The following is a 25,677-nucleotide window of genomic DNA, read 5'->3' as shown; positions in this document are numbered from 1 at the left end:
GCCGGCAAGGCACGTTCCCCTGTTTGGAAAAAATCATTCGTGGGGCTGGCCCCCAGAAGGGCCGATCGCCGCGTCATGCTCCTCGCGAATACGTCGAGTATTCGCTTCGTCGCGATCCTTGCGCTCGGCCCTTCCGGGGGCCTGCGCAAGCCCGTTATTAGCGTGAACAGGCCCTGGCCCGACGTCATGTCGCTGCCGGCCACCGCGCCGGCATTTTTTATCGAAAGTGGTCCGAACCATGTCCGCCACCCTAGCCCTTACCGAACAGTTGATCGCCCGCGCGTCCGTGACGCCCGACGACCAGCATTGCCAGCAGATCATGACCGGGCGCCTCGCCGCGCTCGGCTTCGAATGCGAGACCATCGCGTCGCACGGCGTGACCAACCTGTGGGCCGTCAAGCGCGGCGCCGACGGCCGCGACGGCAAGCTGCTCGCGTTCGCGGGCCACACCGACGTCGTGCCGACCGGCCCGCTCGAGCAGTGGACCTCGCCGCCGTTCATCCCCGCCCATCGCGACGGCAAGCTGTACGGCCGCGGCGCGGCCGACATGAAGACGTCGCTCGCGGCGTTCGTCGTCGCGTCCGAGGAATTCGTCGCGGCCCATCCCGGCCACCGCGGCGCGATCGCATTCCTGATCACGAGCGACGAGGAAGGCCCGGCCACCGACGGCACCGTGAAGGTCGTCGAACTGCTGCAGGCGCGCGGCGAACGCGTCGACTACTGCATCGTCGGCGAGCCGACGTCGACCGCCGAGCTCGGCGACGTCGTCAAGAACGGCCGCCGCGGGTCGATGTCGGGCGAGCTGGTCGTCAAGGGCGTGCAGGGCCACATCGCGTATCCGCACCTCGCGAAGAACCCGATCCACCTGCTCGCGCCGGCGCTCGCCGAGCTCGCCGCCGAGCAGTGGGACGAAGGCAACGAATATTTCCCGCCGACCACCTGGCAGGTATCGAACCTGCACGCGGGCACCGGCGCGACCAACGTGATCCCCGGCCATGCCGACCTGCTGTTCAACTTCCGGTTCTCCACCGCGAGCACCGTCGAGGGCCTGCAGGCGCGCGTGCACGCGATCCTCGACAGGCACGGCCTCGAATACACGCTGAAGTGGTCGGTGAGCGGCCTGCCGTTCCTGACGCCGCGCGGCGAGCTGTCGAATGCGCTGGAAAACGCGATTCGTACCGAGACCGGCATCACGACCGAACTGTCGACCACGGGCGGCACGTCGGACGGCCGCTTCATCGCGCGCATCTGCCCGCAGGTGATCGAGTTCGGTCCGCCGAACGGCAGCATCCACAAGATCGACGAGCACATCGAAGTGCGTTTCGTCGACCCGCTGAAGAACGTGTACCGCCGCGTGCTCGAACAACTGATCGCCTGATGGAGCCTCGCATGACGACACCTTTTGCCACTGTCCGCGACCTGCTGCGCTACGCGGTCACGCGCTTCTCGAAGGCGAAGCTCGCCTTCGGCCACGGCTCCGACAATGCGTACGACGAAGCGGCCTACCTCGTGCTGCATACGCTCGACCTGCCGCTCGACACGCTCGAGCCGTTCCTCGACGCGCGGCTGCTGCCCGACGAAATCGCAGCCGTGCTCGCCGTGATCGAACGGCGCGCGACCGACCGCGTGCCGGCCGCATACCTCACGCATGAAGCCTGGATGCATGGCCACCGCTTCTACGTCGACGAACGCGTGATCGTGCCGCGCTCGTTCATCGGCGAGCTGCTCGACGACGGGCTGCAGCCATATGTCGCCGATCCCGAGCAGGTCGGCGCGGTGCTCGAACTGTGCACGGGCTCCGGCTGCCTTGCGATCCTCGCGGCGAGCGCGTTCCCGAACGCCGAGATCGATGCGGTCGACCTGTCCGACAAAGCACTCGAAGTCGCGGAGATCAACGTGCGCGACTACGGCCTCGAAGACCGCATCGCGCTGCACCGCGGCGATCTCTACGCGCCGCTGCCCGCGTTCCGCACCGACCCCGGCGCACGCTACGACGTGATCCTGACGAACCCGCCGTACGTGAACGCGTCGTCGATGGCCGCGCTGCCGCCCGAATACCGGCACGAGCCGGAGATGGCGCTCGCGGGCGGCGACGACGGGATGGACATCGTGCGACGCATCGTCGCCGAAGCGCACCGCTGGCTGCACGACGACGGCGTGCTCGTCGTCGAGATCGGCAACGAGCGCGAGCACGTCGAAGCCGCGTTCGGCGGCCTCGAACTGACGTGGCTGCCCACCAGCGCGGGCGACGACACCGTGTTCCTGATCCAGGCGTCGGACCTGCCGCGCAAGGACTGAGCCGCCCGGCTCCCTGACCGTGCGGCGCACCGCTGCGCCGCACGGTTGGGTAAGATGCGCGTAAGCGGCCGCCGCGCCGCACGACCTCAGGAGTCCGTCACGCGCCCATGACCCTCGACTGGCTACATCTCGGCACCCTGATCCTGACCATCCACGTGCTCGGGATCGTCGCGGCATGCCACGCGATCATGAACACGCGCACGTCGCAAGGCGCGATCGCGTGGGCCGTCTCGCTCGCCGCGATGCCGTACCTGACGCTCATTCCGTACCTGTTCCTCGGCCGCAGCAAGTTCTCCGGCTACGTCGACGCACGGCGCCACGAGCTGGAACTGTTGCGCACGCACGCACCGCGCTCGCCGTGGCTCAGCGCCGATGCGACCGACGCAACCGACGGGCCGGCCGCCGCCGCGCTCGGCCAGGCCGCCGTGCTCGCACTCACGCGGCTCGGCGGCATGCCGTTCCTCGGTGGCAATTCGGTGCGCACGCTCGTGAACGGCGACGCGACGTTCTCGGCGATCCTGTCGGCGATCGATGGCGCGCGCGACTATGTGATCGTCCAGTTCTTCATCGTGCGCGACGATGCGCTCGGCCAGATGCTGCTCGACTCGCTGCTGGCGCGTGCGGCGGCCGGCGTGCGCTGCTGCCTGCTGTACGACAGCATCGGCAGCTTCGACCTGCCGCACAGCTACGTCGACACGCTGCGCCGGGGCGGCGTCGAGGTCCATCCGTTCGCGACCAATCGCAAGTTCGTCAACCGCTTCCAGCTCAACTTCCGCAACCATCGCAAGATCGTCGTCGTCGACGGCAATCGCGCGTTCGTCGGCGGCCACAACGTCGGCGTCGAATATCTCGGCGCGAAGCCGCGCCTGTCGCCGTGGCGCGACACGCACATCGAGATCCGCGGCCCCGTGGTCGCGAGCATCCAGTACGTGTTCGCCGAAGACTGGCACTGGGCGACGCAGAAGCTGCCGCCGCTCGCGCTGCCGCCGCCCGCGCAGCCCGGCGACGGCATGCATTGCCTCGTGGTGCCGATGGGGCCGGCCGACAAGCAGGAAACCGGCTCGCTGTTCTTCGTCGAGGCGATCAATGCCGCGCGCGAGCGGATCTGGATCACCTCGCCGTACCTCGTCCCCGACGAAGCCGTGCTCTGCGCGCTGAAGCTCGCGGTGATGCGCGGCGTCGACGTGCGCATCCTGATCCCGAGCCGACGCGATCACTACGTGGTGTTCGAGGCGTCGAAGCTGTACGCGCGCGACCTGATCGACGCGGGCGTCAAGGTGTTCCGCTACCGGCCCGGCTTCCTGCACCAGAAGGTCGTGCTGATCGACCGCATCGCGGCGGCGATCGGCAGCGCGAATCTCGACAACCGCTCGTTCCGACTCAACTTCGAGATCATGGTGCTGACCGTCGACCGCGCATTCGCCGACGAGGTCGAGACGATGCTCGATGCCGACTTCGCGCAGGCGTATGGCGTCGACGCGAACGAATACCGCCAGTCGCCCGCATGGCGGCGGATCGCGATGCACGTCGCGCGGCTGTTCGCGCCGATCCTGTAGCCGCAGGAAGGACGGCAGCGCCCGCCGTCACAGCAGCTTGTCGATATCCGCGGCGATTTCGTCGGGCTTGGTCGACGGCGCGTAGCGTTTGACGATGCGCCCTTCGCGGTCGATCAGGAATTTCGTGAAATTCCACTTGATCGCCTTGAGGCCGAGAATGCCGGGCGCCTCGTCGGTCAGGTAGCGGTACAGCGGATGCGCATGGTCGCCCTTCACGTCGATCTTCGCGAACATCGGGAACGTGACGCCGTAATTGCGCTCGCAGAACGCGCCGATCTGCGCGGCGTCGCCGGGCTCCTGCTTGCCGAACTGGTTGCACGGGAAGCCGAGCACGAAGAAGCCGCGCGCCGCGTACTGGTCGTACAGTTTCTGCAGGCCCGCGTATTGCGGCGTGAAACCGCACTCGCTCGCGGTGTTGACGATCAGCAGCACCTTGCCGCGATACGCGTCGAGCGAAACCGGCGCGCCGGCGAGCGTCTCTGCGCTGAACGAATACAGGGTGGACATCGGGCACTCCTTTTACGAAACCGGATCGACGTGAAGTCTAGGCGAAATCGCGCCGTTGCGGCATCCGCCGAGCGGCCGATGCCCGGCAAGAGCGGCGCGCAGTCTAGAATAGCGGTTTTGGCCAGTCATTTCCGCCGTGATCCGTTTCAATCAGTTCAGCCTTGCGCGAGGCACCAAGCCGCTGTTCGAGTCGACCTCGTTCGTGCTCAATCCCGGCGAGAAAGCCGGCCTGATCGGCGCGAACGGCGCCGGCAAGTCGACGCTGTTCGCGGTCCTGCGCGGCGAGCTGCACTCGGACGCCGGCGATTTCTCGATGCCGCCGTCGTGGCGGATCGCCCACGTGTCGCAGGAAACGCCCGCGGTCGACCGTTCGGCGCTCGACTACACGCTCGATGGCGACGCCGCGCTGCGCGAGATCGAGGCGCGCATCGCGGCCGCGTCCGCCGCGCATGACGGCGCCGCCGAAGCCGACGCGCACGCGGCCTTCGCCGATGCCGACGGCTACACCGCGCCCGCCCGCGCCGAAGCGCTGCTGCTCGGCCTCGGTTTCACGCTCGCCCAGACACGCGAGCCCGTCGCGAGCTTCTCCGGCGGCTGGCGCATGCGCCTGAACCTCGCGCAGGCGCTGATGTGCCGCTCCGACCTGCTGCTGCTCGACGAACCGACCAACCACCTCGACCTCGACGCGATCGTCTGGCTCGAAGACTGGCTGCACCGCTACCCCGGCACGCTCGTCGTGATCTCGCACGACCGCGAATTCCTCGATTCGATCTGCAACGTCACGCTGCACCTGGAAAACCGCCTGGTGAAGCGCTACGGCGGCAACTACTCGCAATTCGAAGTGCTGCGCGCGCAGCAACTGGCGCTGCAGCAAAGCGCATACGAAAAACAGCAGAAGACGATCGAGCACCTGCAGAGCTTCGTCGACCGCTTCAAGGCCAAGGCCACCAAGGCCAAGCAGGCGCAAAGCCGGATGAAGGCGCTCGAGAAGATGGAGCTGATCGCGCCCGCGCACATCGCATCGCCGTTCACGTTCGAATTCCGCACGCCCGACGCCGCACCGAACCCGATGATGGTGATGGAAGACGTCCGCTGCGGCTACCATGCCGACAACGGCGCGGACATCCCGATCGTCGAACGCGTGGCGCTGTCGATCCAGAACGGGCAGCGCATCGGCCTGCTTGGCGCGAACGGCCAGGGCAAGTCGACGCTGATCAAGACGCTGGCCGGCACGCTCGCACCGCTGTCGGGCGACGTCCGCGAGGGCAAGGGGCTGACGATCGGTTATTTCGCTCAGCATCAGCTCGAGACGCTGCGCGAGGACGATTCGCCGCTCGCGCATCTCGCGCGGCTCGCGCCCGACACGCGCGAGCAGGAGTTGCGCGACTTCCTCGGCGGGTTCAATTTCTCTGGCGACATGGCGATGAGTGCCGTCGGCCCGTTCTCGGGCGGAGAAAAGGCGCGGCTCGCGCTCGCACTGATCATCTGGCAGAAGCCGAACCTGCTGCTGCTCGACGAACCGACGAACCACCTCGATCTCGAAACACGCCACGCGCTGACGATGGCGCTCGCGCAGTTCGAAGGCACGCTGATCCTCGTATCGCACGACCGCCACCTGCTGCGCGCGACGACCGACCAGTTCATGCTGGTCGCGAAGCACCGGCTGCAGCCGTTCGACGGCGACCTAGACGATTACCGCGACTGGCTGCTGCAGCATGCGGCCGAGCAGCGCGCGGCCGCGAAGGCCGACAGCGCGGCCTCGTCGGGCGCGGGCGCCGCGACGAACCGCAAGGACCAGAAGCGTCAGGCCGCCGAGGAGCGGCAGCGCCTGTCGGTGTTGAAAAAACCGCTGCAGTCGCGCATCACGAAGCTCGAAAAGGAAATGGAGACGCTACACGCGGAGAAGGCGCGCCTCGACGCGTTCGTCGCCGATCCGGCGAGCTACGAGGCAGCGCGCAAGACGGAGCTGACCGACGCGATCCGCAAGCTCGGCGACGTCAACACGCGTCTCGAAACGATCGAGGCCGACTGGCTCGCCGCGCACGAAGAGCTCGAACAGATCGGCTGAACGCGGCCGCAGTGCAGCCGGCCGGTGCCGCCGGCCCGGCGCGCTGGCGGCACCGGTTCTTCGACAAGCCATCGGGCCCGCATGCGACAAGGCCGGGCGCACTGGCCCGGCCTTTTTACTGCCCTTGTCCGTCGGTTCGCAGGCCGCCTGCCGGCTCAGCGCCGCGGCAGCGTGTCGCGCGGCAGTTGCTCGTCGTCGCCCATCAGGTACCGGCGCCCTTCGGTCGGCCGCCGGATCGCCGCGGCGACTTCCGCTTCGGTCACGTCCTCGGACACGACCTTGCGCGCCAGGCGCCCTTCCTCGTCGATCCATTCGACGATCCGGCATCCGCCGCCCCAGGGCTGGCGAATCGGCTCCGACACGCGGCAGCCGCGCAGGTTGTAAAGGCGTCCGCCCGGCGCTTCCCCATACGATTTCAACATAGGTTCCCTTCGCATTGCGCGGTTCGACAATCCGGCAAAGGATAGGGAAAAGCGATGTCCGGCGGGTTACAGCAGCCTACATATTCTTTACAGAGAATTACGCGACAGATCGCCGACAGGCACAGCCCGCACGGCTGCCGGGCCGATCACTCGAGATCGCGCACGCGGTCGATCGCCTGCTCGATCCGCTCGACGGCCATCACGTTCAACCCTTCGATCGGCTGTTTCGGCGCATTCGCCTTCGGGATCAGCGCGGCCGTGAAGCCGAGCTTCGCCGCCTCGCGCAGCCGCTCCTGCCCGCGCGGGGACGGCCGGATCTCGCCCGCCAGCCCCACTTCGCCGAACACGATCAGCCCCTTCGGCAGCGCCTTGTTGCGCATCGACGAATGGATCGCGAGCAGCACCGCGAGGTCGGCGGCCGGCTCGGTGATCTTCACGCCGCCCACTGCATTGAGGAACACGTCCTGGTCGAAGCACGCGATGCCCGCGTGCCGGTGCAGAACCGCGAGCAGCATCGCGAGCCGGTTCTGCTCGAGGCCGACCGCGAGCCGGCGCGGGTTCGGCACGTGCGCGGTATCGACCAGCGCCTGGATTTCGACGAGCAGCGGGCGCGTGCCTTCCTGCGTGACGAGCACGCACGAGCCGGGCACGATCTGCTCGTGCTGCGACAGGAACAGCGCGGACGGATTCGCGACGCCGCGCAGCCCGCGCTCGGTCATCGCGAACACGCCGAGTTCGTTGACCGCGCCGAAGCGGTTCTTGAACGCGCGCACGAGCCGGAACGACGAATGCGTGTCGCCCTCGAAATACAGCACCGTGTCGACGATGTGCTCGAGCACGCGCGGGCCGGCCAGGTTGCCCTCCTTCGTCACATGCCCGACCATGATGATCGCGGTGCCCGACTGTTTCGCGATGCGCGTGAGCTGCGCCGCGCATTCGCGCACCTGCGCGACCGAGCCCGGCGCCGACGTGAGCGCTTCCGAATAGACGGTCTGGATCGAGTCGATCACGGCCACGTCGGGCCGCTCCGCGTCGATCGCGGCCTGGATCTTTTCGAGCTGGATCTCGGCGAGCAGCTGCAGCTCGGCCGCCGGCGTACCGCCGTCGAGCAGCGCAAGCCGTTGCGCGCGCAACGCGATCTGCGCGGCCGATTCCTCGCCGCTGATATAGAGCGCGCGCCGTTCGCTCGCGATGTCCGCGAGCGACTGCAGCAGCAGCGTCGACTTGCCGATGCCCGGATCGCCGCCGATCAGCACGACGCCGCCGGGGACCAGCCCGCCGCCGAGCACGCGGTCGAATTCGCCGATGCCGGTCGAGAAGCGCGGCACGTCGGCCGCTTCGATGTCGACGAGGCGCTGGACGGGCGCCCGCTTCGCGAGCGACTGGAAACGGTGGGCCGACGGCGACTCGGCGACCGATTCGACCAGCGTATTCCAGGCCTGGCACGACGGACACTGCCCCTGCCACTTCGGGGTCTGCCCGCCGCACTCGCTGCAGACGTAGACGGTTTTCTGTTTGGCCACGCGCAACGCCCTTATTCCGCGCGCACGGGCACGCGGCCGGCGACCGCGCACATCAGCTCGTAGCCGATCGTGCCGCAATGGCGGGCGACGTCGTCGATCGGCAGTGTATTGCCCCACAGCTCGACGCGCGCGCCGACGCCGGCCTGCGGGCACGGGGTCAGGTCGACGGTGATCATGTCCATCGACACGCGGCCCACGATACGCGTGCGGATGCCGTCGACGATCACGGGCGTGCCTTCGGGCGCGACGCGCGGATAGCCGTCCGCGTAGCCGCACGCGACGACGCCGATCCGCATCGGCGCCTGCGCGGAGAACGTCGAGCCATAGCCGATGGCCTGGCCTTTCCCGATCGTTTGCACCGCGATCAGCTCGGACGCGAGCGTCATCGCGGGTTTCAGCCCCGTGTCGGCGATATCGGACGACAGCCCGGACGGCGACGCGCCGTACAGCACGATCCCCGGCCGCACCCAGTCGAAGTGCGTATCCGGATGCCACAGCACGGCGGCCGAATTCGCGAGACTGCGCGCGCCGGCGATGTTTTCCGCGCCACGCTCGAACGTCGCGAGCTGCTCGGCGACGCCGCGCTCGTTGTCCGCGTCCGAAAAATGGGTCATCAACGTGATCTGGCCGATGCCTGGGCACGCGCGGGCGCGCTCCCAGGCCGCACGGTATTTTTCCGGCAGGTAGCCGAGCCGGTTCATCCCGCTGTTCATCTTGAGCTGCACGTTGACGGGCTTCGACAGCCGCGCCGTTTCCAGCATCCGCATCTGCTCGTCGTTGTGGACGGTCGTCGTCAGGCTGTAGCGGTCGATCACGTCGATGTCGGTCGACCGGAAGAAGCCTTCGAGCAGCAGGATCGGGCCGGCCCAGCCGAGCTCGCGCAGCTTCACGGCCTCGTCGAGGTCGAGCAGGCCGAAGCCGTCGGTGCCGCGCAGGCCGGGAAACGCGCGGGCGAGACCGTGGCCGTACGCGTTGGCCTTGACGACCGCCCAGACCTTGGACGGGCCGGCAAAGCGGCGGACGACGGAAAGATTGTTCGCGAGAGCGGCGGTGTGGATGGTGGCGGAGATCGGGCGCGGCATGGGAAATTTACGTAAAGACGCTTGCGAATCATCAGCTTACCGCGCCTTTTGAGCACCGAAGCCGACAATTTGCGGAACGATCGGGGAATCTTGCTAGTCCGAATTGGCGTATTTTCATGTTATAAAGCCGTGCGCACAACCCATTTCGAACGGAATAAGCCGATCGCATATCAGGCGGCCTACGCGGCCCTGCCGCAGCGACGAAAGCATCGCATCAGATGAAAAAAGGTTTTTACACCATCATGGCCGCGCAGTTTTTCTCGTCGCTGGCCGACAATGCGCTTCTCATCGCCGCCATCGCCCTGCTGAAAGACCTCCACGCCCCCAACTGGATGACACCGCTGCTGAAGCTGTTCTTCGTGTTGTCCTATGTGGTGTTGGCGGCGTATGTCGGTGCTTTCGCGGATTCGCGCCCGAAGGGCCGCGTGATGTTCATCACCAACTCGATCAAGGTGGTCGGCTGCATGATCATGCTGTTCGGCGCCCACCCGCTGATCGCGTACGGGATCGTCGGATTTGGCGCGGCGGCCTACTCGCCCGCCAAATACGGAATTCTCACCGAGCTGCTGCCGGCCGATCGGCTGGTCGCCGCGAACGGCTGGATCGAAGGTACGACCGTCAGCTCGATCATTCTCGGCACCGTGCTCGGCGGCGCGCTGATCAGCCCGCACATCGCATCGCACGTGATCGCGCACACGCCCGGCTGGATCGGCACGCCCGCCGAAGCGGCGATGGCGATCATCATGGCGATCTACGTGGTCGCCGCGCTGTTCAACCTGCGCATTCCCGATACGGGCGCCCGCTATCCGAAGCAGGAACGCGGCCCGGTCAAGCTCCTCACGGATTTCGCCGACTGCTTCATGGTGCTGTGGCGCGACAAGCTCGGCCAGATCTCGCTGGCGGTCACGACGCTGTTCTGGGGCGCGGGCGCGACGCTGCAGTTCATCGTGCTGAAATGGGCCGAGGTGTCGCTCGGCATGTCGCTTTCGGAAGGCGCGATCCTGCAGGCCGTGGTCGCGGTCGGCGTCGCGGCCGGCGCGATCGCCGCCGCCGCCCGGATACCGCTGAAGAAGTCGCTGACCGTGCTGCCCGTCGGCATCATCATGGGCATCGCGGTGATGCTGATGGCGTTCTACACGCGCGACCTGTTCCCGTCGCACTGGGCCGTGCACTTCGGCCATCTGCGCATGCCCGTCTACCTGATCGTCGCGTATATCTTCCTGATCTGCGTCGGCGCGCTGTCGGGCTACTTCGTCGTGCCGATGAACGCGCTGCTGCAGCACCGCGGCCACGTGCTGCTGTCTGCCGGCCATTCGATCGCGGTGCAGAACTTCAACGAGAACCTGTCGGTGCTCGTGATGCTGTGCCTGTATGCGGTGCTCGTGTGGCTCGACGTGCCGGTCGGCGTCGTGATCGTGCTGTTCGGCACGTTCGTCTGCCTGACGATGTGGCTTGTGATGCGCCGCCACCAGGCGAACCAGCGTCAGTTCGACTCGGTCGCGCTGATCGGCGAAGCGCGGCACTGACGCTACACTTCCCGTTTCCGTCCGCCGGCGCCGGTCTTCGAACCGGCGCGTTGCCATCATGACGCACCCGATACCCAACATCCTGACGATCGCCGGCTCCGATTCGGGCGGCGGCGCAGGCATCCAGGCCGACCTGAAGACGTTTTCGGCACTCAGCGCGTATGGCGCCAGCGCGATCACCGCGCTGACCGCGCAGAACACGCGCGGCGTGACGGGCGTGCACGCGCCGGACGCCGCGTTCGTGACCGCGCAGCTCGACGCGGTGTTCGACGACATCCGCATCGATGCGGTCAAGATCGGGATGCTCGCGAACGCGGCGATCGTGCACGCGGTGGCCGACGCGCTGCGCCGTTACGCGCCGCGCTTCGTCGTGCTCGACACGGTGATGATCTCGAAGAGTTCACATGCGCTGCTCGCGCCCGACGCGGTCGACGCGCTGCGCGATGCGCTGCTGCCGCTGGCGACCGTCGTCACGCCGAACCTGCCCGAAGCGGCCGCGCTGCTCGGCGACGCACCCGCGACCACTGAAGACGACATGGTCCGGCAAGGCCGGGCGTTGCTGCAGACGGGCGCGCGCGCCGTGCTGATGAAAGGCGGCCACCTGCCCGACGCGGCCGCGAGCCCCGACTGGCTCGTCGATGCGGCGCACACCGTGCGGCTCGACGGCCCGCGCGTGCCGGTCAGCAACACGCACGGCACGGGCTGCACGCTGTCGTCAGCGATTGCCGCGCTGCTGCCGCAGCGGCCCGATCTCGAAAGCGCGGTGCGCGAAGCGAAGACCTACCTGACCGGCGCGATCGCCGCGAGCGGCCGCCTCGACGTCGGCCACGGCGTCGGCCCGGTTCATCACTTCCATCGCTGGTGGTAAGCGCCGCCTGACGCGGCGTCAGTTGTCCTGCGCCGCGAATGCCTGCGCACGCGCCGGCCAGTCGTCGGGCACGACGAAGCCGCGCGCCGTCTCGCGCCACGTGCCATCGCCGCCCTGTTCATAAATGCCGATCAGGTCGGGAGCCTGACGCGTCGCCAGCACGGACGGCAGTTCGAGTGCGGCCGCGAGAGGTTCGGGTTCGAAACCAGCGCCGGCTGCAACACGCCGCGGTGCAAGCCAAGCAAGCCGCGGCAACACGCTCCAGGCAACGCCGGCACGCTGCGCGGCCGCCCACGCCGGCCACTGCGCATGCGTCAGCCAGAAACCGCGCGGGTGATCCGGCGAGATTTCGGCGGACACCGGCGGCAACGGTGCGCCGTGCGGATAGAACAGCCAGCCCCTGATGAACATCTGCGCGTCGGACGGCGCGCCGTAGCCGAGCAGCGTAAACCCGGCGCGATCGCCGAGCCGCAGCTGGTGGTCGAGCAGCCGGCTGCGCTTGCGGTCGAACCGGTCGACGAGGTTGGGGCCGACGAAGTCGGCGAGCGACGCGCCGTCGCGCACCGGCGCGCACAGATAGCACTTCACCGCGAGTTCCCAGTGCAGGCGCTGCCCGCCCGGCGCATCGACGAGAAAATCGACTTCGCCGAGCGTCAGGCCGTTGCTGCGTAGCGGAAGATTGGCCGCAACGAGCCGCAGCGACGGTCCGTACGTAAGGAAATACTCGAGCAGGCATTCGGCGTAGCGGCCGAGCCGGGTGGGCCGCACCCCGTCGAGCGCGCGGCGCAGCGCCTCGGGCGCCGCATCGAGCGCGGCGAGCCATGCCTCGACGGCCGATTGTCCTGCCGCATCCGGCCACGGATGCGCGAGCGGCGCGCCGGGTGCCGCGGTCAGCAGGCTCGGGCTCGCGAGCAACCAGCCCAGATCGCGAACCGCGGCGTCGCGCAGCGTATCGACGAATGCGAACGCCGCGCCGGTCGTCATTGCCCGGCCGGCCCGTTCGCGTCGCCACCCTCTGCGCGCCGGAACGTGTCGCGCGCGAGGCACAGGTCGACCCACGCCTTCGACTTGTCCTGCAGGCTGCGCAACAGGTACGCCGGGTGGTAGGTGACGATCACCGGCACGCCTTCGTACTCATGCACGCGGCCGCGCAGCGACGCGATGCTGGCGTCCGTCTTCAGCAACGTCTGTGCGGCGAAGCGCCCGAGCGCGACGATCAGCTTCGGTTTCACGAGCGCGACCTGGCGCTGCAGATAAGGCTCGCAGCTTGCGACCTCGTCCGGTTCCGGGTTGCGGTTGCCGGGCGGCCGGCACTTGATCACGTTCGCGATATACACGTTGTCGCCGCGCTTGAGCGCCAGCGACTGCAGCATGTTGTCGAGCAGCTTGCCGGCCTGGCCGACGAACGGCTCGCCCTGCTTGTCCTCGTTCTCGCCCGGCGCTTCGCCGATCAGCATCCAGTCCGCCTCACGGTCGCCGACGCCGAACACGGTGTTGGTCCGCTTTTCGCACAGCCGGCAGCGTGTGCAGTCGCGCACGCGCGCGGCCAGCGCATCCCAGTCGAGCATCGCGACCGGCGTTTCGGCGGGACGCGATTCGGCCGGCACGGGCTCGCCCGGCGGCGCCGCGTCGAACCAGGCGAAATCGTCGGGTGCGTCGCCCATCGGCGGTATCGCATCGGCAGAGGCCGCCGGCACAGGTGCGCGATCGCCATCGACGACACGACGCGCCGGTATGCCCGAAGCCGGTATGCCCGGCTCGCGAGCCGGCGAGGCCTCGGCGGCTCGCACGGCCGCCGGCGGCGCATCGTCTTGCACCGGTGCACGCACCGCGCGCGCCGGCCGATCGGCCGTCACTGCGGAAACGTCGTCCGCCGCACCGGTTTGCGCCACGGCGGGCGCGTCGGCTGCCGCGCCTTCGTCCGCGCGCTGCCCGCGCCGCACCCAGATCTGCGCGAGGCCCATTTCCTCGAGCGCCGCTTCAGCCCACGCCATGCGCGTCCCCCTCGTCCTTGTTCAGCGTCAGACGCATCACGATCGCGTCCTCCCGGCTGCGATGCTTCGCCGGATAGTAGTTCTTGCGCCGGCCGATCGTCATGAAGCCGAAACGCTCGTACAGATGGATCGCGCGCGGATTGGACGGCCGCACCTCGAGCAGCACGCCGTCGAGCCGCTCCGCGCGCGAAATGCGCACGGCCTCGCGCAGCAGCGCGAGGCCCGCGCCCGCGCGCTGCGCGGCCGGCGCGACACACAGGTTCAGCAGGTGCATCTCGTCGATCACGGGCATCAGCACGCAATAACCGATCAGCGAACCCGTCACGTGCCGCAGGCACACGCCCAGATAGCCGTTGCGCAACGAATCCTCGAAGTTGCCGCGGCTCCACGGGAATTCGTACGCGACCTGCTCGATCGCAACGACCTCGTCGAGATCCGCGTCCGTCATCGGCGCCAGATAGCGGTCGCTCAGCAGTACACCCGTCATCCCTTCGCCCCGCCCGTCTGCGCGGCCCGCGCCGCGACCCGCTCGGCAGTCGTCTGCGCGACCTTGTCGCGCACGTATTCGGGCGCCGCCTGATCGGCCGGTACCGTGCGCCCGGCGCGGAACGCGCGCAACGCGGCATGCGCGACCGCCAGCGCATGCGGCAATGCTTCGCCGTCGATCACGGCCGCGCGCGCCGCGGCCGACAGCTGCGCGCCGAACGCGGCAGCCGCATTGCCCGCGAGCGTGAACGGCGCGTCGGGCACGCCGACGGCACCCGGCGCATCGAGCGATGCCGGATGCACCGTGCGCCAGTCGCCGGTGCTGTCGTCCCACGCGAAGTCCGCCCAGTAGGCTTCGTCCATCCGCGCGTCCAGCGCGGCAAGCACGCGGGTCGTGCCGGGCGCGCGCAGCCGCGCGTGCTCCGCGCACGCGAGCAGCGTGCCGATCGGCACGACCGGCAGCCCGCGCCCGAACGCGAGGCCCTGCGTAATGCCGGTCGCGGTACGCAGGCCGGTGAACGAGCCGGGGCCCGCGCCGAACGCGATCGCGTCGCAGTCGGCGAGCGTCAACCCGGATTCGGCGAAAAGCTCCTGGATCGCCGGCAGCACGCGCGTGCTCGACACGGCGCCCGTCTGTTCGTGGCGGACCCAGGTTTGCGGGGTGGAAACGGCGTCATCGGCATGGGCCGAGCGCAGCAGCGCGACCGAGCAGTATTCGGTCGACGTATCGATGGCGAGGAGCACTGTTTGCGTCATGGCCGACATTGTAATGCGACGCCCCGCTCCCACGGGCGATCAGGCCCGATTCGTGCACGCGCGCGGCGCCGGCGGCGGTTTGGAAGGATCGCTCGACCCCGCGCGGCGGTCCGCTTGTTAAGATCGCCCGACCTGAAACCCTTACGGAGACACCCGATGAGCGAACTCACCGCCCAATTCGACCAGGCCCAGATCGACGTCAAGCAACTGACGGAACGGCCGGGCAACCTGACCCTGCTGCGTCTGTACGCGCTCTTCAAGCAAGCAACCGACGGCGATGCCCACGGCGACAAGCCGGGCTTCACCGACATCGTCGGCAAATACAAGTACGACGCATGGGATGCACTGAAGGGCACGTCGCAGGATGCCGCGAAGCAGCAGTACATCGAACTCGTCGAATCGCTGAAAAACGGCACGGCTTCCTGACCGAACCACGCCGGTCGCAATAGGCAATCAAATCAGTGGCGCAGCGCAGCAAATCTCTTTATAATGCGGCCTGCGTCACCTCCGCGCTCGGCTCGCATGCCGTTCCGGCCCGACGCCTCGTAGCGTTAAGCTCCAATCCGGTTTAGAACCTGTCCCCTCCTGCTTCGACCCTCGCGGTCGTCACTTATCAGGCTGGCGGCCCCGCTCCTGAAGCGCGCCGCACCCAAAACAGCTTCTAATGCCTCATCCGCCGACTGTTCGGCGGATTGCACCCGTTTCCCGATTTGCTCGCTGAATCCGACGACTTGGGTATGCGCGATTGGCGCCGACGTTTCACCCACTGTGTTTCAAGGATTGTTATGACTTCGAGCATCAACTCCAGCCCGCTCAACGCGATCGCCGACCAGGCGCTCGGTCTCGACGACGCCGCCGCACCGGCCGCGGTCGAACCGGCGTCGGACGAGCCGAGCTTCGCGTCGCTCGGGTTGTCGCCGGAGATCGTCTCCGCGCTGCAGGCCGCCGGCTATGTGAAGCCGACGCCGGTCCAGCAGCGCGCGATTCCGGCCGGCATCGCCGGCCGCGACCTGCTGGTGTCGAGCCCGACCGGTTCGGGCAAGACGGCCGCATTCATGCTGCCCGCGATCGAACGTTTCGCGCAGCTCCAGAAGACGCTGGCGCAGCAACCGCGCGCGCCGCGCGAACCGAACCAGGGCGACCGCCGCGTGCGCCGCCCGCAACCCGTCGCGCGCCCGGGCCTGCTCGTGCTGACGCCGACCCGCGAACTCGCGATGCAGGTCACCACGGCCGCATCGACCTACGGCAAGCACCTGAAGCGCCTGCGCACGGTCAGCATCCTCGGCGGCGTCGCCTATGGCCAGCAGCTGATGCTGCTCGCGAAGAACCCCGAAATCCTGGTCGCCACGCCGGGCCGCCTGCTCGACCACCTCGAGCGCGGCCGTATCGACCTGTCCGAGCTGAAGATGCTCGTGCTCGACGAAGCCGACCGCATGCTCGACATGGGCTTCATCGACGATATCGAAACGATCGTCGCCGCGACGCCCGCGTCGCGCCAGACGATGCTGTTCTCGGCCACGCTCGACGGCAAGATCGGTTCGCTGACGGGCCGCCTGCTGAAGGACCCCGAGCGCATCGAGATCCAGCAGCGCCTCGAGTCGCGCGCGAACATCGCGCAGACCGTGCACTACGTCGACGACCGCGATCATAAGGATCGCCTGCTCGATCACCTGCTGCGCGACGACGCGCTCGACCAGGCGATCATCTTCACGGCAACCAAGATCGACGCCGACCAGCTCGCCGGCCGTCTCGCCGACGCAGGCTTCGAATCGGCCGCGCTGCACGGCGACCTGCCGCAGGGCGCGCGTAACCGCACGATCCGTGCGCTGCGCGAACGCCGCGTGCGCGTGCTGGTCGCGACCGACGTCGCGGCACGCGGCATCGACATCCCGGGCATCACGCACGTGTTCAACTACGACCTGCCGAAGTTCGCGGAAGACTACGTGCACCGTATCGGCCGTACGGGCCGTGCGGGCCGTTCGGGTACGGCGGTGAGCCTCGTGCACCACGCCGAACAGGGCGCGCTCAAGCGCATCGAGCGCTTCGTGCGCTCGCCGCTGCCGGTCAACGTGATCGAAGGTTTCGAGCCGCGCAAGTCGGCGCCCCCGCGCGGCGGCAACGGCGGCCGCGGCCGTCCGGGCGGCGGTAACGGCGGCGGCCGGCGTTTCGGCGGCAAGCCGGGCAGCGGTCATGGCGGCAACGGCCGCAGCTACGGCGGCGGCAATGGCGGCGGCTGGAGCGGCAAGCCGGGCGGCAGCCGCGACGGCGGCCCGCGTCGCGACGGCCAGCGCAGCAGCGGCCCGCGCCGCGGCAGTTCCGCGTCGTAAGCACGCACGGGCGGCCACTGGCCGCCCACGGATTGGCTGTCCTACGGATGGCCGTCCCGACAATCCAGCCGACCGGCGCACCTGCGCCGGTTTTTTTTCGTCCCGCCGAAATTTCACGATGCGAAAAATTTTTTTGCGTCGTAAAAAATCATGCTGCGTGGCACAACCCAGACGATTGCGGGATGGAAAAAAGCATTTCTTATCCTGAAATTAAGAATTCAAGCATTTGATTTAAAACAACTAAAAATTTACGCACTTTCTGAGACAGCCGCTGTTTCGCTCCCGTCGATTTGCCTAGACTCTTATACAAGACTTCACGAAACGGAACGCACCGCTTCCCGCTTCGAGAACAGCACTCCCATCGTCAGATTCGACCCATTAGGCAACACACAGCATCAAGGAGCTCATCATGTCGCGTCAGCAACAGGCACAGGAACTGCAAAAGCAATGGGAAACCGATCCGCGCTGGAAAGGCATCAAGCGCGGCTACTCGGCCGAGGACGTGGTCCGCCTGCGCGGCTCGATCCCGATCGAGCACACGCTGGCCAAGCGCGGCGCGGAAAAGCTGTGGAACCTCATCAACAACGAGCCGTTCGTCAACGCACTCGGCGCGCTGACCGGCAACCAGGCGATGCAGCAGGTGAAGGCCGGCCTGAAGGCCATCTACCTGTCCGGCTGGCAAGTGGCCGGCGACGCGAACGTCGCGGGCGAAATGTACCCGGACCAGTCGCTGTACCCGGCAAACTCGGTGCCGCTCGTCGTGAAGCGCATCAACAACACGCTGACGCGCGCCGACCAGATCCAGTGGTCGGAAGGCAAGAACCCGGGCGACGAAGGCTATGTCGACTTCTTCGCGCCGATCGTGGCCGACGCGGAAGCCGGTTTCGGCGGCGTGCTGAACGCGTTCGAACTGATGAAGGCGATGATCGAGGCAGGCGCATCGGGCGTTCACTTCGAGGACCAGCTCGCTTCGGTGAAGAAGTGCGGCCACATGGGCGGCAAGGTGCTCGTGCCGACGCGCGAAGCCGTCGCGAAGCTATCGGCTGCGCGTCTCGCGGCCGACGTGATGGGTACGCCGACCGTGCTGGTCGCACGTACCGACGCGGAAGCGGCCGACCTGATCACGTCCGACGTCGACGACAACGACAAGCCGTTCCTGACGGGCGAGCGCACGGTGGAAGGTTTCTTCCGCACGAAGCCGGGCCTCGAGCAGGCGATCTCGCGCGGTCTCGCGTACGCACCGCATGCCGACCTGATCTGGTGCGAAACCGGCAAGCCGGATCTCGAATACGCGAAGAAGTTCGCGGAAGCGATCCACAAGCAGTTCCCGGGCAAGCTGCTGTCGTACAACTGCTCGCCGTCGTTCAACTGGAAGAAGAACCTCGACGACGCGACGATCGCGAAGTTCCAGAAGGAACTCGGCGCGATGGGCTACAAGTTCCAGTTCATCACGCTGGCCGGCTTCCATGCGCTGAACTACTCGATGTTCAACCTCGCGCACGGCTATGCCCGGACGCAGATGAGCGCGTTCGTCGAACTGCAGCAGGCCGAGTTCGCGGCCGCCGACAAGGGCTTCACGGCCGTCAAGCATCAGCGTGAAGTCGGCACCGGCTACTTCGACGCGGTGACGCAGACGGTCGAGCGCGAAGCTTCGACGACCGCGCTGCACGGCTCGACCGAAGACGAACAGTTCTTCGACGGCAAGAAGGTCGCGTAACGCGCAAGCGGCGCGGCATCGGCAACAGAACAAAATCAGGGAGGAGACGGCAGGCGCGCGATGCAGATCGCGCGACCGGCCGCGCGGCCCGCGGGCCGCCAGCAACGACGCGCGCCGGCTTTCGTCCGGCGCGCCCTTTTTCTACGGTGCCGAACCTGCTGCCGCCCGCGCGGCCACAACAGCAGGCGCCGCCCTACCGATAGACGATCACCGGAATTTTCGTATGGGTCAGCACACGCTGCGTCTCGCTGCCGATCAGCAGGCTGCCGAGCCCGCGGCGTCCGTGGGACGCCATGAAGATCACGTCGCAGCCGCCGCGTTCGGCCGCCTCGATGATGCCGAGATACGGCGACGGATGCACGCTGGTCCACGTGTCGCAGACGACGCCGGCCTCCTTCGCGGCCGATTCGACCTCGTCGAGGTGCGCGCGCGCCTCGCGCTCGCTGCGCGCCCGGAAATCGGCGGGCGGCTCGATGATCACTTCGGAAAACGGCGAGTACGGATACTGCGGCAGGCACGCGTAGGCCGTCACGCGCGCGCCGACCGCGCGAGCCAGGTCGATCGCGCCGTCGATCGCCTTTTGCGACAGTTCGGAACCGTCGGTTGGAACGAGGATGTGCCGGAACATCGCGCCCTCCTTCGTCAATCGCACTCCGCGCGCCGCGATCCCGTCCGAGCCGGCCGCCACGCGTCGGTCATGTCTCCTACGATTGTAGTGTGCGAAACCGCGCAACCGGCACCGGCAGCGGGTTCGCCCTCATATCGGAAACGCGCGGGCATACGCGGCCTACTCGCCCCAATAACCGGGCCGCTCGTACGTGTGCTTCAGGTAATCGAGAAACAGGCGCACGCGCAGCGGCAGGTGACGGCGCTGCGGAAACACCGCGTGGATGCCGATCGGCGGCGCGGCGAACGCGTCGAGCACGCTGACGAGCCGGCCGGCCGCGATGTCGTCGCCGACCTCCCACCACGAGCGCCATGCCAGGCCGTGGCCGGCGAGACACCACTCGTGCAGCACCGCGCCGTCCGAGCATTCCATCGTGCCGTTCACGCGGATCGACACGACCTTGTCGTCCTCCTGGAACGCCCAGCCGCGCTGCTGGTTCGCGTTCGCCGCAAGCGCGAGGCAGTTGTGCCGCGCCAGTTCCGCGAGCGTGGCCGGCGTGCCGCGCCGCGCGAGATACGCGGGCGACGCGACGCACACGCGGCGATTCTCGCCGAGCTTCAGCGACACCAGCGACGAGTCCGGCAGTTCGCCGAGCCGCACCGCGCAATCGAACCCTTCGTTGACGAGGTCGACCATCCGGTCGGACAGGTCGAGCGTGACCGACACGTCCGGATGCCCGCCGCTGAACTCGGGCACGAGCGGCGCGACGTGCCGCCGGCCGAAGCCGGCCGGCGCGGAAACGCGCAGATGGCCGCTCGCCTTGACGCCGCCGGCGGACACGCTCGCCTCCGCGTTCTGCATGTCGTTGATGACCCGCTGGCAATCCTCGAGGAATGCCGACCCCTCGAACGTCAGCGTGAGCTTGCGCGTCGTGCGCACCAGCAGCTTGACGCCGAGCCGCTCCTCGAGCGCGTCGAGGCGGCGGCCGATGATCGCCGGCGCGACGCCTTCCGCGTGCGCGGCCGCCGACAGGCTGCCTTTCGCCGCGACCGCGGCGAACGTTTCGATCTGTTTGAACCGGTCCATGACTCGCAGGGACGGCACCGCCGCCCTTCAAATAGCTTAAGCCGCTAAAGATTATGTATATAAAAGTAAAAGATCAAGTGATGATTAGCGTCTTTTTTAGCATCTGCGATCACGAATAGAATCGACCCGACCTCTGAAACTGGAGCGCAAGGCTATGTCGGCCACAACGACACTCTCCTCTCCCGACGCAATCCTCTTCGACGCATTCGGCACGTTGTTCGACGTGCATGCGGTCGTGGCCGCGGCAGAGCAGATGTTTCCCGGTCACGGGGAACGGTTGTCGCAGCTGTGGCGACGCAAGCAAATCGAATACTCGCAGCTGCGCACGCTCGCCGATCCGGCCGGCGCCCGCTATCGCCCGTTCCGGGACATCACGCTCGACGCGCTGCGGTTCGCCGCGCGCGCGCTCGGCCTCGCGCTGAACAGCGCGGCCGAGAAACGGCTGATGGACGAATACGCGTGCCTGTCCACCTATCCCGATACGGTGCCCGCGCTGCGCAAGCTGCGCGCGCTCGAGCCGCGCCCGCCGCTCGCGATCCTGTCGAACGGCAACCCGCAGATGCTCGACATCGCGATCAAGAGCGCCGGCATGTCCGGGCTGTTCGATCGCGTGCTGTCGGCCGACACCGTGCGCGCCTACAAGCCGAGTCCGGCCGTCTACGCGCTCGGCACCGCCGCGTTCGGGCCGAACCCGCGCGGCATCGTGTTCGTGTCGTCGAACGCGTGGGACGTCGCCGGCGCCGCGTGGTTCGGCTACACGACGTTCTGGCTCAACCGCACGGGCGCGCCCGCCGAGGAACTCGGCGCACCGCCCGACGGCACGGGCGCCGGCATGGCCGACCTGCTCGCATTCCTCGCCACCCCGGCTCCGGCCGGCAGACACGCAAACCGCACGCGCCCCGGCCCGGGTGCATGACGCTCGCAGCTGCCGCCTTCCCCTTTCACCGAAACCGCAACCAACTGACCGACCAAGGAGATGAGACTCATGAGCACCCCGATCACGCTGCCGCAAGGCATGACGATCACCGGCGAAATCAAGCCGGGTTACGAAGCGATCCTGACGCCCGACGCGCTCGCAATCGTCGCAGCGCTGCACCGCGCGTTCGAACCGCGCCGCCAGGCGCTGCTGCAGGCGCGCGCCGAGCGCACGAAACGCCTAGACGCGGGCGAGCGCCCGGACTTCCTGGCCGATACCAGGGCGATCCGCGAGGGCGACTGGAAGGTCGCGCCGCTGCCGGCTGACCTGCAATGCCGCCGCGTCGAGATCACGGGCCCCGTCGAGCGCAAGATGATCATCAACGCGCTGAACTCGGGCGCCGATTCGTACATGACGGACTTCGAGGATTCGAACGCGCCGAGCTGGACGAACCAGATCGACGGCCAGATCAACCTGAAGGACGCGATCCGCCGCACGATCTCGCTCGAGCAGAACGGCAAGTCGTACAAGCTCAACGACAAGGTCGCGACGCTGATCGTGCGTCCGCGCGGCTGGCACCTCGACGAGAAGCACGTGACGGTCGACGGCCAGCGCGTGTCCGGCGGCATCTTCGATTTCGCGCTGTTCCTGTTCCACAACGCGAAGGAGCTGATCGCGCGCGGCTCGGGCCCGTACTTCTACCTGCCGAAGATGGAAAGCCATCTCGAGGCGCGCCTGTGGAACGACATCTTCGTCGCCGCGCAGGAACAAGTCGGCATCCCGCGCGGCACGATCCGCGCGACCGTGCTGATCGAGACGATCCTCGCCGCGTTCGAGATGGACGAGATCCTGTACGAACTGCGCGAGCACAGCTCGGGCCTGAACGCCGGCCGCTGGGACTACATCTTCTCGGCGATCAAGAAGTTCAAGAACGACCGCGATTTCTGCCTCGCCGACCGTTCGAAGATCACGATGACCGTGCCGTTCATGCGCGCGTACGCGCTGCTGCTGCTGAAAACCTGCCACAAGCGCAACGCGCCGGCGATCGGTGGGATGAGCGCGCTGATCCCGATCAAGAACGATCCGGAAGCGAACGACAAGGCAATGGGCGGCGTGCGCTCGGACAAGCAGCGCGACGCGACCGACGGCTACGACGGCGGCTGGGTTGCGCACCCGGGTCTCGTGCCGATCGCGATGGAAGAGTTCGTCAAGGTGCTCGGCGACCAGCCGAACCAGATCGCGAAGCAGCGCGACGACGTGCAGGTCGCAGGCAAGAACCTGCTCGACTTCCAGCCTGAAGCGCCGATCACCGAAGCCGGCCTGCGCAACAACATCAACGTCGGCATCCACTACCTCGGTGCGTGGCTCGACGGCAACGGCTGCGTGCCGATCCACAACCTGATGGAAGACGCGGCCACCGCCGAGATTTCCCGCTCGCAGGTGTGGCAGTGGATCCGCTCGCCGAAGGGCGTGCTCGACGACGGCCGCAAGGTCACGGCCGACCTCGTGCGCGAATACGCAAAGGTCGAGCTCGACAACGTGAAGCGTTCGGTCGGCGGCAACACGCAGCCGTACGAGCGCGCTGCGGCGATCTTCGAGCAGATGTCGACGTCGGAAGGCTTCACCGAATTCCTGACGCTGCCGCTGTACGAGGAAATCTGACGACGCGGTTCGCTGCGATCGACGGCCGGCCACGTGCGGTCGCCGGTCGCACGCGGCGACCGCACGAAAAAAGCGCCTCGTGGGGCGCTTTCCTTTTGCGGCGAAACCGACTGCCGCGCGGACGCTCAGGCGACTTCCCGCTCGCGCCGGTGCTGGACCCAGTCTCCCGACGCGATGCGCGGACGCCCGGCTGCCGCATACGCGGCGACCGGGTAATACAGGCATGCGTACTGCCGGCCGCCGAGTTCGACGGTCACCTCTTCCGGCTTGAACAGCGTGTCGACGCCCGGATAAACGCGCTCGATCTCGTCGAGCACGGGAACGAGCTGCTCGTCGACCTCGTAGACGTCGCCCCAGACCAGCGACTTGCCGGCCGGCTCGGCGACCATCCCCGGATACGTACCGAAATCGTACAGCTCGCCCGGCAGCGCGACCGCGCCAAGCAGCGTCGGCGCGACGATCCCGTGTCGTGCGGCCGCATGGCCGATGTCGTTGGTCTCTCCGGCTCTCAGGGTGCCGTAGACGAATACGTAGCGCATCGTGATTCTCCTCTTCGATTCGTATGTTGCCGTGTTCGCGCGCGATTCGTGCGAAATTGCGCACGCATCGATAGACCACCGGATCGGCCCGATGGTTCTGACCGGCAAACGCGCAGCCTCGGGCAGCCGCGCCGAATTCGCCCGGTCCCATACAAAGTTCATTTGAAAGCGGCATGATCGCCCGACAAACCGCCGCATGCGCTCGCGCGGCGCCTTCTAAAATAACGGCATCGCCGCCGCGCCGCCGGAACCGTCCATGAATCCTCCCGTTCAAGCCGACGTATCGAACCCATACGACGTCATCGACATCCCGCCCGAATTCGCGCCGACCGCCGTCCATCCAATGCGCGTGCGCGCGCGGCAAGTCGACGCCGGCCACCGCATCCCGCTGCACACGCATGCGTGGGCGCAGCTCGCGTACGCATCGCGCGGCGTGCTGCGCGTCGCGACGACCGGCACGACGTGGATGGTGCCGCCGTCACGCGCGATCTGGGTGCCGCCGCGTGTGACGCACGAAGTCGTGATCGTCGAGGAAGCGTATTTGCGCACGCTGTATATCGACGAATCGATCGTGCCGGACGGGCTCGACGCGTGCCGCGTCGTCGAAGTGACGGGATTGCTGCGCGAACTGATCGTCGCACTCGATGCGCGCGACCTGAGCACCGCGCGCGAGCGCCTGCTGTGCGGGCTCGTGCTCGACGAGTTGAGCCATGCCGAGCCGTTGCCGCTTGCGGTGCCGATGCCCGACGAGAAACGGCTACGCCTGCTATGCGAATCGGTACTCGCGCAACCGGCGCATGCGGAATCGCTCGAACACTGGGCGAGCGAGGTCGGCGCGAGCACGCGCACGATTTCGCGGCTCTTCAAGCAGGAACTGGGCGTGAGCTTTTCGCAGTGGCGCCAGCAGGCGCTGCTGGCGCGGGCCATTCCGCTGCTGAACCAGGGGCGCCCGCTGTCGCATATCGCGCGCGAACTCGGCTACCAGAGTCAGAGCGCGTTCTCGGCGATGTTCCGCCGTGCATTCGGCGAAAGCCCGCGCGCGTTCATGCTGCGCGGCTACGAGCACCGCGGCGCGGAAGGCCGCATCGCGGACGACGAATCGCCGGACGACGACGCGATCGACGCCGTCCGCTGAGCGCGGCGCTCCGGATCGTCAGACCTTCAGACCGGCCGCACCATGTGGCGGATCGAGCCGAGTTGCGCGAGCCGCGAGCCGGCTACCTGGTAGCCCATGCGCCGGTAGAGACGCGCGGCGGGATTGTCGACGAACACGCGCAACTGCAATTCGTGCAGCCCCCGCGCACGCGCCCAGCGGTGCGACATGTCGAGCATATAGGTGCCGGCGCCCTGCCCGCGATGGCCGGCCGCGATCTGGACGTCGCGGATATGCAGCGAATCGCCTTCCTCGGTCACGCGCAGCACGCCGATGCGCTCGCCGTCGGCCTCGAGGATGAAGTTTTCGGATTCGCGCCAGCTCGCATAGAACAGGTCGCTGCGCCACACGAGCCCATGGCGCTTGTAGTAGCCGCCCATGTTGCCGTGCGTCAGCGCTTCGGCAAACGGGAAATCGCCGGGCTCCGCGGGCCGGAGCTGATACAGGAGTCGCAGGTCGGTCGGATCGAGCATCGCGCAGGGGTCAAGAACGCATTCCGCCACGATAGCGCAGTCGCGTGCGGATGCAATCGCGAATTTCTCGTAGCGGCGCGGCGCCTGATTTCTGGATCAGGGTTCACGACG

General features: G+C 67.6%; 24 protein-coding genes. 12 read left to right on the top strand and 12 right to left on the bottom strand.

Annotated elements, in window-relative coordinates; genetic code table 11:
* Nucleotides 1-238: 238 nt before the first annotated feature.
* The 3 genes from dapE to cls all read left to right on the top strand — a co-directional run bounded on the left by dapE (nucleotide 239) and on the right by cls (nucleotide 3,854).
* Nucleotides 239-1,378 (top strand): succinyl-diaminopimelate desuccinylase, encoded by a 1,140-nt coding sequence (dapE, locus tag ACNQQL_RS28540; protein WP_347067364.1) that lies wholly within the window; start codon nucleotides 239-241, stop codon nucleotides 1,376-1,378.
* A gap of 11 nt (nucleotides 1,379-1,389) precedes the next feature.
* The gene (prmB, locus tag ACNQQL_RS28535; protein ID WP_204423683.1) at nucleotides 1,390-2,298 is read left to right on the top strand and encodes a 50S ribosomal protein L3 N(5)-glutamine methyltransferase; all 909 of its coding nucleotides are present in this window, start codon (nucleotides 1,390-1,392) and stop codon (nucleotides 2,296-2,298) included.
* A gap of 107 nt (nucleotides 2,299-2,405) precedes the next feature.
* Nucleotides 2,406-3,854: a cardiolipin synthase gene (gene cls, locus ACNQQL_RS28530; RefSeq protein WP_347067361.1), complete on the top strand. Its 1,449-nt coding sequence runs from the start codon at nucleotides 2,406-2,408 to the stop codon at nucleotides 3,852-3,854.
* A gap of 27 nt (nucleotides 3,855-3,881) precedes the next feature.
* Here the strand turns inward: cls and ACNQQL_RS28525 are convergent, their stop codons facing one another.
* Nucleotides 3,882-4,361, bottom strand: coding sequence for a glutathione peroxidase (locus ACNQQL_RS28525; protein ID WP_011549528.1), 480 nt, complete (start codon nucleotides 4,359-4,361; stop codon nucleotides 3,882-3,884).
* Nucleotides 4,362-4,497: 136 nt separating this feature from the next.
* Here ACNQQL_RS28525 and ACNQQL_RS28520 point away from each other — a divergent pair, with 136 nt between their 5' ends.
* A complete protein-coding gene (locus tag ACNQQL_RS28520; protein WP_347067359.1) occupies nucleotides 4,498-6,429 on the top strand; it encodes an ATP-binding cassette domain-containing protein in 1,932 nt (643 codons plus the stop codon).
* Nucleotides 6,430-6,584: 155 nt separating this feature from the next.
* On the opposite strand, the gene ACNQQL_RS28515 is transcribed toward ACNQQL_RS28520, so the two are convergent.
* The 3 genes from ACNQQL_RS28515 to alr all read right to left on the bottom strand — a co-directional run bounded on the left by ACNQQL_RS28515 (nucleotide 6,585) and on the right by alr (nucleotide 9,456).
* Nucleotides 6,585-6,851, bottom strand: coding sequence for a DUF2866 domain-containing protein (locus ACNQQL_RS28515; protein WP_034184728.1), 267 nt, complete (start codon nucleotides 6,849-6,851; stop codon nucleotides 6,585-6,587).
* A 146-nt stretch (nucleotides 6,852-6,997) separates the two neighbouring features.
* Entirely contained in the window at nucleotides 6,998-8,374 is a 1,377-nt protein-coding gene (radA, locus tag ACNQQL_RS28510) for a DNA repair protein RadA (protein ID WP_072437254.1), read from the bottom strand.
* Nucleotides 8,375-8,385: 11 nt separating this feature from the next.
* Nucleotides 8,386-9,456 (bottom strand): alanine racemase, encoded by a 1,071-nt coding sequence (alr, locus tag ACNQQL_RS28505; protein ID WP_034184727.1) that lies wholly within the window; start codon nucleotides 9,454-9,456, stop codon nucleotides 8,386-8,388.
* Between the two features lie 218 nt (nucleotides 9,457-9,674).
* Between alr and lplT the strand changes: the two genes are divergently transcribed.
* Nucleotides 9,675-10,982: a lysophospholipid transporter LplT gene (gene lplT / locus ACNQQL_RS28500; protein WP_347067356.1), complete on the top strand. Its 1,308-nt coding sequence runs from the start codon at nucleotides 9,675-9,677 to the stop codon at nucleotides 10,980-10,982.
* A 58-nt stretch (nucleotides 10,983-11,040) separates the two neighbouring features.
* Nucleotides 11,041-11,850, top strand: a complete 810-nt coding sequence (gene thiD, locus ACNQQL_RS28495; RefSeq protein WP_347067354.1) for a bifunctional hydroxymethylpyrimidine kinase/phosphomethylpyrimidine kinase — start codon at nucleotides 11,041-11,043, stop codon at nucleotides 11,848-11,850.
* Between the two features lie 18 nt (nucleotides 11,851-11,868).
* Here the strand turns inward: thiD and ACNQQL_RS28490 are convergent, their stop codons facing one another.
* The 4 genes from ACNQQL_RS28490 to tsaB are packed head-to-tail and all read right to left on the bottom strand — an operon-like array spanning nucleotide 11,869 to nucleotide 15,095.
* The gene (locus ACNQQL_RS28490; protein WP_347067352.1) at nucleotides 11,869-12,834 is read right to left on the bottom strand and encodes a DUF1853 family protein; all 966 of its coding nucleotides are present in this window, start codon (nucleotides 12,832-12,834) and stop codon (nucleotides 11,869-11,871) included.
* Nucleotides 12,831-13,844 carry a uracil-DNA glycosylase gene (locus ACNQQL_RS28485; protein ID WP_347067350.1) on the bottom strand — a complete coding sequence of 338 codons (1,014 nt, stop codon included), beginning with the start codon at nucleotides 13,842-13,844 and terminating at the stop codon, nucleotides 12,831-12,833. Before ACNQQL_RS28485 ends, ACNQQL_RS28490 begins: the two co-directional genes overlap by 4 nt.
* Nucleotides 13,831-14,331 (bottom strand): ribosomal protein S18-alanine N-acetyltransferase, encoded by a 501-nt coding sequence (gene rimI, locus ACNQQL_RS28480; protein WP_347067348.1) that lies wholly within the window; start codon nucleotides 14,329-14,331, stop codon nucleotides 13,831-13,833. The genes ACNQQL_RS28485 and rimI overlap by 14 nt, the downstream gene beginning before the upstream one ends.
* Nucleotides 14,328-15,095, bottom strand: a complete 768-nt coding sequence (tsaB, locus tag ACNQQL_RS28475; RefSeq protein WP_347067347.1) for a tRNA (adenosine(37)-N6)-threonylcarbamoyltransferase complex dimerization subunit type 1 TsaB — start codon at nucleotides 15,093-15,095, stop codon at nucleotides 14,328-14,330. The genes rimI and tsaB overlap by 4 nt, the downstream gene beginning before the upstream one ends.
* Before the next feature lie 147 nt (nucleotides 15,096-15,242).
* Between tsaB and ACNQQL_RS28470 the strand changes: the two genes are divergently transcribed.
* The 3 genes from ACNQQL_RS28470 to aceA all read left to right on the top strand — a co-directional run bounded on the left by ACNQQL_RS28470 (nucleotide 15,243) and on the right by aceA (nucleotide 19,130).
* Nucleotides 15,243-15,512: an acyl-CoA-binding protein gene (locus tag ACNQQL_RS28470; RefSeq protein ID WP_011352486.1), complete on the top strand. Its 270-nt coding sequence runs from the start codon at nucleotides 15,243-15,245 to the stop codon at nucleotides 15,510-15,512.
* 359 nt (nucleotides 15,513-15,871) lie between these two features.
* On the top strand, nucleotides 15,872-17,413 hold the full coding sequence (locus tag ACNQQL_RS28465; protein ID WP_347067344.1) for a DEAD/DEAH box helicase: 1,542 nt from the start codon (nucleotides 15,872-15,874) through the stop codon (nucleotides 17,411-17,413).
* 409 nt (nucleotides 17,414-17,822) lie between these two features.
* Nucleotides 17,823-19,130, top strand: coding sequence for an isocitrate lyase (gene aceA / locus ACNQQL_RS28460; RefSeq protein ID WP_072437069.1), 1,308 nt, complete (start codon nucleotides 17,823-17,825; stop codon nucleotides 19,128-19,130).
* A 193-nt stretch (nucleotides 19,131-19,323) separates the two neighbouring features.
* Here the strand turns inward: aceA and ACNQQL_RS28455 are convergent, their stop codons facing one another.
* A complete protein-coding gene (locus ACNQQL_RS28455) occupies nucleotides 19,324-19,758 on the bottom strand; it encodes a universal stress protein (protein ID WP_072437253.1) in 435 nt (144 codons plus the stop codon).
* A 159-nt stretch (nucleotides 19,759-19,917) separates the two neighbouring features.
* Nucleotides 19,918-20,823: a LysR family transcriptional regulator gene (locus tag ACNQQL_RS28450; protein WP_347067342.1), complete on the bottom strand. Its 906-nt coding sequence runs from the start codon at nucleotides 20,821-20,823 to the stop codon at nucleotides 19,918-19,920.
* A gap of 154 nt (nucleotides 20,824-20,977) precedes the next feature.
* On the opposite strand from ACNQQL_RS28450, the gene ACNQQL_RS28445 reads away from it, so the two are divergent.
* Nucleotides 20,978-21,739: a haloacid dehalogenase type II gene (locus ACNQQL_RS28445; protein ID WP_347067340.1), complete on the top strand. Its 762-nt coding sequence runs from the start codon at nucleotides 20,978-20,980 to the stop codon at nucleotides 21,737-21,739.
* A 69-nt stretch (nucleotides 21,740-21,808) separates the two neighbouring features.
* The gene (gene aceB, locus ACNQQL_RS28440; protein WP_347067338.1) at nucleotides 21,809-23,401 is read left to right on the top strand and encodes a malate synthase A; all 1,593 of its coding nucleotides are present in this window, start codon (nucleotides 21,809-21,811) and stop codon (nucleotides 23,399-23,401) included.
* A 125-nt stretch (nucleotides 23,402-23,526) separates the two neighbouring features.
* Here the strand turns inward: aceB and ACNQQL_RS28435 are convergent, their stop codons facing one another.
* Complete coding sequence (locus tag ACNQQL_RS28435; RefSeq protein ID WP_347067336.1) at nucleotides 23,527-23,940, bottom strand: gamma-glutamylcyclotransferase family protein; 414 nt, start codon at nucleotides 23,938-23,940, stop codon at nucleotides 23,527-23,529.
* 256 nt (nucleotides 23,941-24,196) lie between these two features.
* On the opposite strand from ACNQQL_RS28435, the gene ACNQQL_RS28430 reads away from it, so the two are divergent.
* Nucleotides 24,197-25,075: an AraC family transcriptional regulator gene (locus ACNQQL_RS28430; protein WP_204423708.1), complete on the top strand. Its 879-nt coding sequence runs from the start codon at nucleotides 24,197-24,199 to the stop codon at nucleotides 25,073-25,075.
* A 26-nt stretch (nucleotides 25,076-25,101) separates the two neighbouring features.
* Here ACNQQL_RS28430 and ACNQQL_RS28425 read toward each other — a convergent pair whose 3' ends face one another.
* On the bottom strand, nucleotides 25,102-25,566 hold the full coding sequence (locus ACNQQL_RS28425; RefSeq protein WP_347067334.1) for a GNAT family N-acetyltransferase: 465 nt from the start codon (nucleotides 25,564-25,566) through the stop codon (nucleotides 25,102-25,104).
* Nucleotides 25,567-25,677 lie beyond the last annotated feature (111 nt).

The sequence above is a fragment of the Burkholderia sp. LFS061 genome (assembly GCF_047978125.1).
Taxonomy (GTDB): Bacteria; Pseudomonadota; Gammaproteobacteria; order Burkholderiales; family Burkholderiaceae; genus Burkholderia; species Burkholderia pyrrocinia_C.
This window is presented reverse-complemented; position numbering and strand designations above follow the sequence as displayed.